Annotated in this window: 13 protein-coding genes and 1 pseudogene; 9 read left to right on the top strand and 5 right to left on the bottom strand. The window is 63.6% G+C overall.

What is annotated here, in order from left to right; genetic code table 11:
- Nucleotides 1–217: 217 nt before the first annotated feature.
- The 8 genes from J2754_RS15940 (at nt 218) to J2754_RS15905 (ending at nt 7,563) form a co-directional block, all read left to right on the top strand.
- Nucleotides 218–568, top strand: a complete 351-nt coding sequence (locus tag J2754_RS15940) for an Hsp20/alpha crystallin family protein (RefSeq protein WP_188876880.1) — start codon at nt 218–220, stop codon at nt 566–568.
- 1 nt (nt 569) lies between these two features.
- A complete protein-coding gene (locus J2754_RS15935; RefSeq protein WP_211088000.1) occupies nt 570–2,219 on the top strand; it encodes an ABC1 kinase family protein in 1,650 nt (549 codons plus the stop codon).
- Nucleotides 2,220–2,275: 56 nt separating this feature from the next.
- Nucleotides 2,276–2,656 (top strand): translation initiation factor IF-5A, encoded by a 381-nt coding sequence (locus J2754_RS15930; RefSeq protein ID WP_188876882.1) that lies wholly within the window; start codon nt 2,276–2,278, stop codon nt 2,654–2,656.
- 4 nt (nt 2,657–2,660) lie between these two features.
- The gene (speB, locus tag J2754_RS15925; RefSeq protein ID WP_211087999.1) at nt 2,661–3,509 is read left to right on the top strand and encodes an agmatinase; all 849 of its coding nucleotides are present in this window, start codon (nt 2,661–2,663) and stop codon (nt 3,507–3,509) included.
- 152 nt (nt 3,510–3,661) lie between these two features.
- On the top strand, nt 3,662–4,426 hold the full coding sequence (locus J2754_RS15920; protein WP_211087998.1) for a Nif3-like dinuclear metal center hexameric protein: 765 nt from the start codon (nt 3,662–3,664) through the stop codon (nt 4,424–4,426).
- A 39-nt stretch (nt 4,427–4,465) separates the two neighbouring features.
- The gene (locus J2754_RS15915) at nt 4,466–5,539 is read left to right on the top strand and encodes a deoxyhypusine synthase (protein WP_188876885.1); all 1,074 of its coding nucleotides are present in this window, start codon (nt 4,466–4,468) and stop codon (nt 5,537–5,539) included.
- A gap of 188 nt (nt 5,540–5,727) precedes the next feature.
- A complete protein-coding gene (locus J2754_RS15910; RefSeq protein WP_188869115.1) occupies nt 5,728–5,922 on the top strand; it encodes a cold-shock protein in 195 nt (64 codons plus the stop codon).
- A 246-nt stretch (nt 5,923–6,168) separates the two neighbouring features.
- Complete coding sequence (locus J2754_RS15905) at nt 6,169–7,563, top strand: FAD-dependent oxidoreductase (RefSeq protein WP_211087997.1); 1,395 nt, start codon at nt 6,169–6,171, stop codon at nt 7,561–7,563.
- A gap of 37 nt (nt 7,564–7,600) precedes the next feature.
- Here the strand turns inward: J2754_RS15905 and J2754_RS15900 are convergent, their stop codons facing one another.
- The 5 genes from J2754_RS15900 to J2754_RS15880 all read right to left on the bottom strand — a co-directional run bounded on the left by J2754_RS15900 (nt 7,601) and on the right by J2754_RS15880 (nt 12,389).
- Complete coding sequence (locus tag J2754_RS15900) at nt 7,601–8,833, bottom strand: ornithine cyclodeaminase, nickel-pincer nucleotide-dependent (protein WP_188876887.1); 1,233 nt, start codon at nt 8,831–8,833, stop codon at nt 7,601–7,603.
- Nucleotides 8,834–9,276: 443 nt separating this feature from the next.
- Nucleotides 9,277–10,140, bottom strand: a complete 864-nt coding sequence (locus tag J2754_RS15895; protein ID WP_211087996.1) for a DUF6414 family protein — start codon at nt 10,138–10,140, stop codon at nt 9,277–9,279.
- Nucleotides 10,141–10,201: 61 nt separating this feature from the next.
- Nucleotides 10,202–11,323, bottom strand: a complete 1,122-nt coding sequence (locus J2754_RS15890; RefSeq protein WP_211087995.1) for a phospholipase D-like domain-containing protein — start codon at nt 11,321–11,323, stop codon at nt 10,202–10,204.
- 39 nt (nt 11,324–11,362) lie between these two features.
- Complete coding sequence (locus J2754_RS15885) at nt 11,363–11,809, bottom strand: hypothetical protein (RefSeq protein WP_211087994.1); 447 nt, start codon at nt 11,807–11,809, stop codon at nt 11,363–11,365.
- A 43-nt stretch (nt 11,810–11,852) separates the two neighbouring features.
- A complete protein-coding gene (locus J2754_RS15880) occupies nt 11,853–12,389 on the bottom strand; it encodes a hypothetical protein (RefSeq protein WP_211087993.1) in 537 nt (178 codons plus the stop codon).
- 131 nt (nt 12,390–12,520) lie between these two features.
- On the opposite strand from J2754_RS15880, the pseudogene J2754_RS16375 reads away from it, so the two are divergent.
- Nucleotides 12,521–12,667 (top strand): annotated as a pseudogene (locus J2754_RS16375) (MarR family transcriptional regulator); the annotation flags it as partial.
- Between the last annotated feature and the right edge of the window lie 82 nt (nt 12,668–12,749).

Genomic DNA, 12,749 nt, shown 5'->3' with positions numbered 1-12,749 from the left:
ACGCGAACGCGAACGGTAACGCCGGTGGGAACGCCAACGCGAACGCGAACGGTAACGCCGGTGGGAACGCCAACGCGAACGCGAACGGTAACGCCAACGCCGCCCTCCCGTCGACTGACGGGATCCGCGCGGCGCTCGACGCCGCCGTCGCGTCGGTCGTCGCGTAGCGCCGGTTCGACCACCGCCTTTTTTCGACCCGGCGTCCCAACGAGCGAGTATGAATCGTCTCCGCGAGGCGCTCCGGGAACTCCCCGACGCCGTCTTCGTCGATCTCCTGGAGAGCGACGACGCATACCGGCTCGTCTTCGACCTCCCGGGCGTCTCCGCCGACGACCTCACGCTCGACGTCCACCCCTGCCGGCTCCACGTCGACGCCCGGCGCGGCAAGGACGTGCCCGACGGGTTCCGCTACGAGCGCGAGGAGCGCCCGCTCTTCGTCGAGTTTGACGTCCCGCTCCCGCCGAACGCGGTCGGCGAGGGGGCGTCCGCGACGCTCGACGCCGGCGAACTCGACGTGACGGTCCCGAAAGCCGACCGGCAGGCCACCACCGTCCCCGTCGAGGAGTAGCGTGGCGTCGCTGCGCGCTTACTGGCGGTTTGTCGTCGTCTGCTGGCGCTTCCTCCCCCTCGTCTGGTCGTACGCGCGCGACCGGCGCCGCTTTCTCCTCTTCGGCGGCCGCCGTAGCGTCTCGACGGATCGACAGCGCCGGCGCGCCGAGCGACTCGTCGAGAACCTCCTCACGCTCGGGCCGACGTTCATCAAGCTCGGTCAGCTCCTCTCGACCCGCCCGGACGTCCTCCCGCCCGTGTACGTCGAGGAGCTCACCCAGCTACAGGACCGAGTGCCACCGGCCGACTGGGACGACGCCCGCGCGGTGTTGGAGGACACGGTCGGCCCCGTCGAGGAGGCGTTCGAGGACTTCGACACCGAGGCGATCAGCGGCGCGAGCCTCGGGCAGGTGTACACCGCCACCTACGAGGGCGAACGCGTCGCCGTCAAGGTCCGTCGACCGGCGATCGAGGCCCTCATCGAGGCCGACCTCCGCGCGATCCAGTGGCTGCTCCCCGCGCTCCTCTTCTTCGTGGACGACGCGCGGGCGTTCAGCCTCCGAAACGTCGCCGACGAGTTCTCGACGACGCTCCGCCAGGAGATGGACTACTCCCGCGAGGCGACGATGCTCGCGGAGATCCGCGCGAACTTCGTCGACGACCCCGACGTCGTCATCCCCGAGGTGTACGAGGAACGGTCGGGCGAGCGCGTGTTGACGATGCGCTACGTCCCCGGGACGAAGATCAGCGACACCGCCGAACTCGAACGCCACGACATCGACCGGCACGCGGTCGCGGAGTCGCTGGAGCGCACCTACCTCCAGATGATCGTCACGGACGGCGTCTTCCACGCGGACCCACACCCGGGGAACCTCGCCGTGCAGGACGACGGCACCATCGTCTTCTACGACTTCGGAATGAGCGGACGGGTCGACGAGGAGGTCCAAGACCACATCGTCGACTTCTACGTCGCCGTGGCCAACCAGGACATCGAGGCCATCCTCGATACGCTCATCGAGATGGGGACGCTGAGCCCCGACGCCGACCGCGCGACGATGGCGGAGGTGATGGAACTCGCCATCGCGGACGCACGTGGCGAGGACGTCGAACAGTACCGCGTCCAACAGATCGTCTCGAAGGTCGAGGACACGATGTACGAGTTCCCCCTCCGCCTCCCGCCGAACCTCGCGCTCGTCCTCCGCGTCGCCACCGTCGTCGAGGGCGTCTGTCTCACCCTCGACCCCGACTTCGACTTCGTCTCCGTCGCCACCGACTACCTCGGCGAGCAGGGGTACTACGAGCGCGGCGCCCGGGAGCTCATCGCCGGGACGGGTAATCAGCTCGCCGCGTCGGCGCGCTCCTCGTTGCACCTCGCGCCGAAGCTCGAACGCGCGCTCGATCGGATCGACCGCAACGACTTCTACGTGGAGGCGGCCGTCGAGGACTCGACGGGATCGCTCGACGCCCTCGCCAAGCGCCTCGTCACCGGCCTGCTGTTCGGCGCCGGCGCCGTTTCGACGGGGCTGTTGTACGCCACGGCGGCCGAGACCGCGGCGCTCGCCGTCGGCGTCGCGACGCTCGGGGTCGGATTCCTCTGCTGGCGGTCCTTCCGACGGCGGCGCGGTGGACGGGGCGCGGCCGGCCTCGCCGCCGGGCGTGGTGGGCGCTGACGGGGGCGCTGGCGCGTTCCAAACCGTTTATACCCGGCAGGCGAGAAGCCGGAGGCATGGCGAAAGAGCAGAAGGAAGTCCGTGACCTCCAGGAAGGCAACTACGTCATCGTCGAGGACGCCGCGTGTAAGATCGACGGCTACTCGACCGCCAAGCCCGGGAAGCACGGGAGCGCGAAGGCCCGCATCGAGGCCCGCGGGGTCTTCGACGGCAAGCGCCGTTCGCTCAGCCAGCCGGTCGACGCGAAGATCTGGGTGCCGATCATCGACCGTAAGCAGGGCCAGATCGTCTCTAAGGAGTCCGACACCGTCGTTCAGGTCATGGACCTCGAGACCTACGAGACCGTGACGATGGAGATCCCCGGCGACGTCGAGGTCAGCCCCGACGACGAGATCGAGTACCTCGAGTGGGAGGGCAAGCGCAAGGTCCTCCAGTAATCGGATGTTCCCCGGCGCGACGGCGGACCCCTCTGCTCCCGCATACACGGTCGTCGGCGCGCCGCTCGACGTCTCCGCGTCCTTTCGGCCCGGGGCGCGTTTCGGTCCGGAACGCGTCCGCCGGTTCGCCGAGACGTTCGAGGATTACGACCGCGCGACCGACCAGTCCTTTTCGACCCTCGGCGTCGCCGATCGCGGCAACGTCCACGCGTGGACCGACGCCGAGGAGTACTGCGACTACCTCGCCAGCGTTTGCCGCGAGGTCGTCCGCGACGGCGCGATCCCCCTCGTGATCGGCGGCGAACACACGGTGTCCCTCGGGCCGATACGCGCGATTGACCCCGAGGTCGTGGTCGTCTGCGACGCCCACCTCGACCTCCGGGAAGCGTACGACGGCGACCCGTGGAGCCACTCGACGGTGACGCGTCACGCCCTCGATACCGCCGACGAGGCGGTCATCCTCGGGGCGCGCTCCGGGAGTGAAGCGGAGTGGAGCCGCGCCGAGGCGGACGACGTGACCGTCGTCGAACCGGCGGCCGTGGCGGACTGGACGCCGCCGGCCGCGTTCGCCGGCCGTGACGTCTACCTCTCGGTCGACGTCGACGCCGCCGATCCGGCGTACGCGCCGGGAACCGGGACGCCTGAACCCTACGGATTGACGTCGCGCGAGCTCCGCGACGTCGTGCGCGCCGTCGCGCCCCACGCCGCGGGCGTCGACGTAGTGGAGGTCAACGACCGCGACGACGGGCAGGCGGCGACGTTGGCGGCGAAACTCCTCCGCGACTTCGTCTTCGCGCACGCCGACGCGAACGCGGACGGCGCTGACGACGCGTCGGCGGGCGACGACCAGTAGGCGGCGAACGGGTGGCGTTTCGCGTTCCGTCGAGGGCCACACCACCGTTTCGCGGCGGCCGCCGACGGGCGGTTCTCAGCGCACGCTTCGGCGTGGGCCCTCCCTCGCGCTTGAACTCCCACTTTCTTGACGCCGGACGTTCGCCTTCCCGTATGGAGCTCTCCGAGATCGTCTCGCGTTACGACGAGCGACTGCGAACCGAGGACTACGCGGACGTGGACGCCTCCGCGAACGGCCTGCAGGTCGGCCCGGCGGACCGCGAGATCACGCACGCCGCGTTCGCCGTCGACGCGGTCGCGGAGACGGCCGCGGCGGCCGCCGACGCGGGCGCAGACCTCCTCGTCACCCACCACGGCCTCTCGTGGGGCGGGATAGAGCGCGTGACGGGCCGCCAATACGGCCGGATCGCGCCGCTGATCGAGCACGACGTCGCGCTCTACGTCTCCCATCTCCCCCTGGACGGCCACCCGGAACTCGGGAACGCGGCGGGAATCGCGGACCTCCTCGGTCTCACCGATGTCGAGGGGTTCGGGTCGGTCGGCCCGGAAACGGCTGGCCTCCGTGGTAGCGCCGACGCGCTCGCGCGTGCGGACGTCCACGCGCTCCTCGACGACGAACTCGACCACGGCGGGACGGGCGTTCGCTGTCTCGATTTCGGCCCGGAGACGATCGAAGACGTCGCGATCCTGACCGGCGCGGGCGCGGACTTCCTCGACGAGGCCGTCGCGGCGGGCGTCGACGCGTTCGTGACGGGCGAGCCGAAGGGGAAGACGTACCACGAGGCGAAGGAGGCGGGGGTCAACGTCTTCTGCGGGACGCACTACGGGACGGAGACGTTCGGCGTGCGATCGCTCATGGACCTCGCCGACTCGTGGGGCGTCGAGGCGACGTATCTCGACGTGCCGACCGGGCTCTGAGTCGGGTCTTTCAAATCGTCGTCGCCCCTCACTCCCGCCATGGGTGACCACGGCGACGGTCACGGTGACGACGGAGAGCAGGGCCACGAAACGCCGGAACGCGAGGAGTTCGAGCACGACCCGCTCGGGCACGCGGACGTCCGCTCGGGGATGACGGTCGGCGAGCTCGTCGAGCAGTACGGGAACGCGGGGATCGGGGCGGCGGACGTCTCGCACGCCGTCGACACGTACGCGGAGATGCTCGGGAACGACGACGTGACGAACTTCTTCGGCCTCGCGGGCGCGATGGTGCCCACGGGGATGCGTAAGATCGTCGCGGACCTCATCCGCGACGGCCACATCGACGTGCTCGTCACGACGGGCGCGAACCTGACGCACGACACGATCGAGGCGATCGGCGGGAAACACCACCACGGCCACGCGGGCCCCGACGACCACCGCATGAGCGCCGACGACGAGCACCGCGGGATGAGCGAACGCGACTACGACGAGTCGCTACGCGAGGAGCAGGTCGATCGCATCTACAACGTCTACCTCCCCCAAGAGCACTTCGCGCTCTTCGAGTCCCATCTCCGCGACCACGTCTTCCCGACGGTCGAGCGGACGGTCTCGATCCAGGAGTTCACCAAAGCGCTCGGACGGGCGAACAGCGAGCGCAACGCGACGGCAGACGTCGAGGAGGGCGGGGGGATCGCCGCCGCGGCCTACGAGAACGACGTCCCGATCTACGTCCCGGCGATCCAGGACTCCGTCCTCGGCCTGCAGGCGTGGATGTACTCGCAGACGTCCGACTTCGCGCTCGATGCGCTCTCGGACATGACGCACCTCACGGACATCGCGTTCGACGCGGAGCGCGCGGGTGCGATGCTCGTCGGCGGCGGCGTCCCGAAGAACTACGTCCTCCAGACGATGCTCGTCGTCCCCGAGGCGTACGATTACGCCGTCCAATTGACGATGGATTCGACGGACACCGGTGGGCTGTCGGGGGCGTCGCTCGACGAGGCGCGCTCGTGGGGGAAGCTGAAACCGAGCGCGGCGAACGCGACGGTCGTCGGCGACGCGACGATCACCCTCCCGCTCGTGACGGCGGCGACGCGCGAGCGCATCGAGTGATGGAACCGTCGATACACCCGTAACATCGGGATCCATCACCGGCTCCGGGCGTTTCAGCCTCCGGAACCGACTGAGTGGGCACGCACTCCCCGATCAGCACTGGAATCGGTCATTCGTATACCCGATGGCGCATAGTGAACGATAGTCACGAAGGACTTATCCCTTCCCCGGACGTTCGTTTATTCGTAATGGCACACGGTACGGTTGACTTCTTCAACGACACGGGCGGCTACGGTTTCATCGAGACTGACGACGCGGACGAGGACGTGTTCTTCCACATGGAAGACGTCGGCGGCGAGGACCTCACCGAGGGGACCGAGATCGACTTCGAAATCGAGGACGCCCCCAAGGGCCCGCGCGCGACGAACGTCGTCCGCTCGTAAGTCCGTTCACACCGTCGCCCCCGGGCGACGCAGCACACTTTCGTTTTGTCGTACACTACTCCCGCGAGCGACGGCGTTCGACCGGGCGTCCTCGGATCGCCTCTCCGGGCTCCGCGTCTCGACTCGCCGTTTCTTACACGACCGTCGAACCCTCGATTCGACGGTCGTCGGGCGCTGACGCGCCGATAGAACATGAGTTAAGCGGGTGGAGCGAGAGCACAGAGATAGCCCGACCCACCTTTAACCATGTCCGGAGAGTACGACCTAGTCATCGTCGGCGGCGGAATTAGTGGCGCATCGCTCCTCTACACGGTCGCGAAGTTCACCGACGTCGAGTCGGTCGCGCTCGTGGAGAAAGAAGACGAGATCGCGGCGATCAACTCCCACCACACGAACAACTCCCAGACGCTCCACTTCGGGGACATCGAGACGAACTACACCCTGGAGAAGGCCGAGGAGGTCAAGGAGGGTGCCGAGCTCCTCGCCGGTTACCTGGAGAACCACGACGAGGATCGCGAGATGCACTCGAAGCGCTCGAAGATGGTTCTCGGCGTCGGCGACGAGGAGGTCGAGAGCCTGGAGAAACGCTACCACGAGGAGGGCTTCGGCGATCTCTTCCCGAAGCTCCGCCCGATCGGCCGCGAGGAGATCGCGGAGGTCGAACCGAAGGTCGTCGAGGGTCGAGATCCCGAGGACGACCTGCTCGCGCTCCAGACGCCCGACGGCTACGTCGTCGACTACGGCGCGACTGCCCAGTCGTTCGTCGAGGCCGCGGCAGAGGAAGCGGGCGTCGACGTCTTCCTCGACACCGAGGTCGAGGACATCACGGAGACCACGCGGGGCTACACCCTCACGACTGATCGCGGCCCCTTCGACTGCGAGGTCGCGGTCGTCGCCGCGGGCTCGCACAGCCTCCAGATCGCGAAGGAGATGGGGTACGGTGAGAACCTCGCGCTCCTCCCCGTCGCGGGGAGTTTCTTCCTCGCCGAGGACGGCCCGCTGAACGGGAAGGTCTACACCCTCCAGATGAAGAAGCTCCCGTTCGCCGCCGTCCACGGCGACGCGGACGTTCACGACGACTCGATCACGCGCTTCGGCCCGACCGCGAAGGTCGTCCCGACGCTCGAACGCGGTCGCCTCGGGACCGTCGCGGACTTCCTCGACGTCTTCGGCCTCTCCCTCCCCTCCTTCGTCAGCTACGCGAACATCCTCGCCGATCGCATCCTCTTCCCGTTCGTCATCCGGAACCTGATCTACGACCTGCCGGAGATCGGCCGGCGGGCCTTCCTCCCGGACGTCCAGAAGGTCGTCCCGACGATGGAACTCGACGACATCCAGCGCGCGGAGGGGTACGGCGGCGTCCGCCCGCAGATCGTCAACACGGAGACCTACTCCCTCGACATGGGCGAGGCGAAGATCGTCGGTGACGACGTCATCTTCAACATCACGCCTTCCCCGGGAGCCTCCACCTGTCTGAAAAACGCCATGCGCGACACTCACACGATCATGGACTTCTTCGACGTGGACTACGAGTTCGACGAGGAGGCCTTCCGCGCCGACACCATCGGGGCCTTCCCGCGCGCCGACGATCCCGCAGAAGAGGGCATCGCGGCCACGCCCGGCGACGCCGCAGACGAGTGACGCTCCCTCACGTCCGCTCTCTTCGGCTTCGACCGGCTTAGTCGTCGCCCAGTAACTCGTCGGCGAGCGTCGGCACGAACGTCCCGACGTCGGTGACGAGACCGACCGCCTGCGCGCTCCCGCGATCCAACAGTTGCGTGACCGTCGCGGGATTGATGTCGACGCAGACGACGCGCGTCGAGGAGGGCAAGCAGTTCCCGACCGCGACGGAGTGAAGGAGCGTCGAGAGCATCACGACCATGTCTGCCTCGTGGGCCTGCCGTCTGATCTCGCCCTGCGCCTCGACGGTGTCCGTGATCGTGTCGGGGAGCGGGCCGTCGTCGCGGATCGACCCCGCGAGGACGTAATCGACGTCGTTCTGGACGCACTCGTACATCACGCCCTCCGTCACGAGGCCGTCGTCGACCGCCTCGGCGATCCCGCCCGCCCGCACGATCTCGCTGATCGTGTAGATGTGGTGCTTGTGGCCCTTGCGCGGATGTTCCAGAGTCTCGATGTTCATCCCGAGGCTCGTCCCGTAGAGCCCGCGCTCGATGTCGTGCGTGGCGAAGCCGTTGCCGGCGGAGAGCGCGTCCACGTACCCCTCGCGGACGAGTTCGGCGAGCGCGTCGCCCGCGCCGGAGTGGATGACCGCCGGGCCGGCGACGACGAGGACGTTCCCCCCCTCGGCCTTCACCGCCGCGAGCGCCTCCGCGACTTTCCGGATGCGCGACTCCGAGGGGCGCTCCGCGGAGACGCCGCCGCGCATGAAGCCGAACGCGCCCGAGGCGTCCCGCGGCCGATCCGGCGGCCGGACGCGGATCCCCGCCTCGCCCGTCACCACGAGGTCGTCCGCCTCGATCCCGTTCAGGACCTGCGTGCGTGCCGTCGGCTCGCCCTCCGGATCCTCGACGACGATCGCACAGTCCATCTCGATGTCCGCCACCTCGATCCACTCGCCCCCGACGCGCACGTCCGTCGGGTGGTTCGTCGTCGAGTAGAACCCCGCCGGCACGACGCGATCCGCGGGCGCGGGCGTCAACGTCGCGTCCTCCGGATCCGCTGGATTCACTCCCGACTGGTGGAGTTCGTGCACGATCGACTGCAGGGTCGCGTCGTCCGGCGCGAGCACCCGTAGTCGCGCGTAGGACTCCTCGTCCTTCGCCCGTCCGACGTCGAACGCCTCCACGTCGAAGTCCCCACCGAGGTCCATGATGACCTCGAAACAGCGCTGCATCGTCCCCGAGTCGATGATGTGCCCCTCCAGTTCGACGGTCCGCGAAACGGTCATACCGACTCGTCGTCCCGGGCCGGGATTACGGTTGTGCCGAGCGCGCGACGGTGGCGTTTTACGCGCCGCCGCGATACGTCACGGTGGCCGATGACGAGCGCACCGGGCCGAGCCCGGGGTGGCACCCGCGCTATGAGGAGCCCTATGAGTGCCGAGGCCGACTTTCTATCCACACATTTGCGAGGAGAAGTGAACAAACGTCATAGAATCGCGTCTCCTACCCTCTGAGAGAGGACAGTCGTAATCAAAAGGCGAATAGAGTACACTCTAAGAGGTCACATAGGCCCCAGTCACTACTATCGAGGAATCGACTCCACTAGTCGAGATATGAGTTTCACAGCGAGAGTCGATATCTTCCATTCTCTCGTTCTTGAACCGCCGGAATAGAAAGTCGTCTAAAATGGCTCGTCCGAGTACATTCCTTAGAACTGCATGAGTGACCGCTACCAGTGAACTGCGATTGGGTGGATAATGCTCCCTGGAGACTTGATTATGAAATCTTCATCGCTCAATTGCATATTGAACTCCCTCGAAACCTGCTTGAGTATGGTCCGCATCTCCTCTCCCGTTTGTTCCTGTGGAACATACGTGTCGATAATATCCGTTACCGCTGCGGGGTCCCACTGTTCTGCATCCTGAACGAGGTTTTCTACTCTTCCAAAGGCAGTATATTCTCTATCCTCGAAGAACACTCTCTCCGGGTTACTTCTCATGTGGTTTCGGTCGAGAGGGATGCCAAATGGGTGACTGTCCACGTCGGCTCGGAGTGGTATCTTGTCTCCCGCAAACCTCTGTATCAGGTTGAGCATGTTCTTCAACTCCTCAACATCCTCTTCCGATATCTCCTCTTGCACCTGTTGGTCCTGATAATCGATTTCCTGCAAGTACTGTTGAGTTTCGTTGTCCATTATATCGAGGAATGCTTTGAATGCTATCTCGAATTTGAACAGAGACATCGGTTTCAGTTTTCCAGACACCTCTACAACATCACCTCTGGATAGCTCGCTTGGGTTGCTCCCGTCATGTATGGGAATTCCCGCGTCCTCAATCTCGTCACGAAGTTCCTGAAATCGATAAGGTCCAGTAACAGTTATTCTCGTCTCCAAATTATCCGAATCAAGGTAACTCCTTTTTCCACCTGCTCCAAGGCCTACACTCGGGATACCCACTTTCGCATTTCCACTTGTCTCCGTCTCTTCTCCCGATTGCTGTACGACTTCCTCAGGCACACCCCTTCCCATCGATGATAGATGGTTGTTGATACTCACTTCGTTCAAATAGACAAACTCTCTGAGTTGATTTGGCATAGTCAGCCGTTCAGAAGCTAGCTGAATAAGGATTGCTCTGATACAGACCCATGAGAGCTACTCAATCCAGATTAAATGCTTCACGAATCACCTTCTCACGGTACTCGCGGTCTTGTGCTGCACGGTATACCACGGAGTCGTGATAGCGTCTCTGTGGGGCCTTCTCTGCTCGTTCCATCTCCTTATTCACGGCACTCATCCATACCTCCCGGAACTCCTCGTCAACTATCCGATTAGGAATTCCATCGAATCCCACGAACCACGGCCTTTCGGATTCATCTTCGTCGTATATCGAGTCGAACCGTCCGGTGTAATCTGCCTGTTCGATGTACTGTTCCGAGTTCTTTGTCGGCGGGAGGATGAACTCGGTTCTAGACTGCTCACCGCGAAACGCGACGAGCACATACCGATTGTTCACCGTCACAGGAAGCGTCCCGGCCTTCGGGATGGACATCAGTAGTCGAAGGTCATCATCCGTGAGTCCCGTCTCGGATAGCAACTCATCGACCAATTTGAAATACGAATACATCCACTCGGGACTGGGCGCGTTGCTGACTCTCTGGACGAGTTTTGCATGATTCTCCTCGTGTTCTACGTCCACGACTTCGGCGTTCCTTTGCGATTCGGATAGGGACGCTGTACCCGGTGACTCCCCCGATGAAAACGAAACACCCGATTGGTTCTGCGCAGGACTCGGGGTTGTGGATGCGGATTCTATGTACGCTTCGACCCGGTCAACCTCCGGTGGGTCGTATATCGACCACAACGTCTCGAACCACTCGGTGAGTTCATCGATGGTAGCCTGTTCATCGAGGAGTACGGACATCTCCGTTCGTCCGGTGAGTCCTTTCTTCGTGAAGTTCGCTGACCCTATCAACGCCCGGTCGCCACCAACGACGACCTTCGCGTGTAGGTTGGTAACGTGCCTGACGTGGTCTTGGTGTTCGATGAGGAACTCTTGAATCGCCTCACGGTTCGTCTGTCCGTGGATGCTCAACCACTCTCCTACGTCGGTCAGGAGGAACCATTCGTTCGTTTGTTCGGTAATTTCTTGGAGGTAGTCAGGAGAGATGTACGGACAGGCGATTAGCACCTCCTCGTCGTCCGTAATCTCACGGATGGCCCTATCGAACGGTGATATTCCGGTTCGGTCCGAAGGGTTATGGTATACGAGTTCGGTCATACCCGGAGAATTGACCGCAAGCTGGCAAAACGATAGGGGTCACTCGGGTTCAAACACGGGCAGTTCACGGAGAACATCTGTGTCACAGTCGAACGGACTCGGGAGCTCGTCAACGAATGCCCGCACGAATCCTGTGGTTCCCGGTTCGACCATCACCTCAGCGTCGGCGTGAACCGTTTCACCGTCCTCGTTCTCGTAGGTCGTGGGGACAAGTACGGGGATGCCCTCGTCAATATACTCCTGCGAGACCTCGCGTAATGCCTCGCTCTCCGTATCGAGTTTTCCGTCCGTGTCTATCGTCCCGACCACCTCGCCCCGCTCGTAATTGAGTATCTCGACCTCTACGACCTCGTGCTCATCGTCGGGGTCGTCTTCGTCACCAGCGTTTGCTATCCCCTCGGCAACGGCCCGCCCGAAATCCTTCTCCATCCACTCCGCTATCTCAGCGGCATCAGCATCGGGGCCGGGGCGTTCGGGGTCCTCCATACGTTGTAAATTGCTGTTGTCGGTATTTAGTCGGTGGTGACAGTCAATTGTTAATGTCGAGCGCCCACAGCGCCATGTCGAGCGTACGAAGGTCCACGTCGTACTCGTTGGCAAGCGCCCAGCAAGCACCGAGGTACAGTAGGTACTCCTCAACCGTCGGGCCATCCGAAAGGTCCTGTGAGAGGTATCCCGTCTCTTGTAGCACGTTCCATGCACGTTCATCAATCACTGTGAACCGATTCGGGTTGATGAATAGAAGAATCGCGGAGGCGACCGGAACACCGATACCAGTCAACGAAGTGAGGGCCTTAACTTTCGACCGGATACTCGACTCGTGAACCGCCTCATCGATTCGCGCTCGTATCTCTTCATCGCCGTTCTTGCGGAGGTGCTTCAGCGTCGGTTTCGTGAAGACGCCGACTTTCCACTCGATTATCCACTCCAAATCCTCCCGCGACCATTCACCCTCCTCGAAAACGGTTGGTAACGATTCGAGCCGGGCGACCTCTTCCTCATACTGGTCTTCCTCTTCGGCATACCGAGACTCCTGCTGTTCGAGTACGCGCCGGCCCAAGTCCATTAGCTCGACAGAACATCCCCACGAACTTAGCATTAACCACAAGAAATTGTGGCTATAGAACTAGATTCTAATGCTGTTAGACACGTCTTGACACCCTCTGAAGCAGTTAAACCCTGTATTTTAGTTACTAAATGCGACCACGGGTTGACTGGATGACGCAGGCAGACGAACGAGTACTGGAGTTTCTACATGAGAAGGACATAATCGCATCTCCCAGCGTTATTGCCGCGAATATCGATTACACGCAGGAGTACATATCTCGGCGGTGCATCCGTCTTTAGTTAAGCCTCACACCTCGGTTGTGTAGCGGTAGCGAGCGTCTCTTGTAAGATTGGTCGTCGCTTGTGGATCTTTTGAGCG

It is taken from the genome of Halarchaeum nitratireducens (assembly GCF_017874695.1).
GTDB lineage: Archaea > Halobacteriota > Halobacteria > Halobacteriales > Halobacteriaceae > Halarchaeum > Halarchaeum nitratireducens.
The sequence above is the reverse complement of the archived record's forward strand: the minus strand, read 5'-3'. Positions and strand labels throughout refer to the sequence as shown.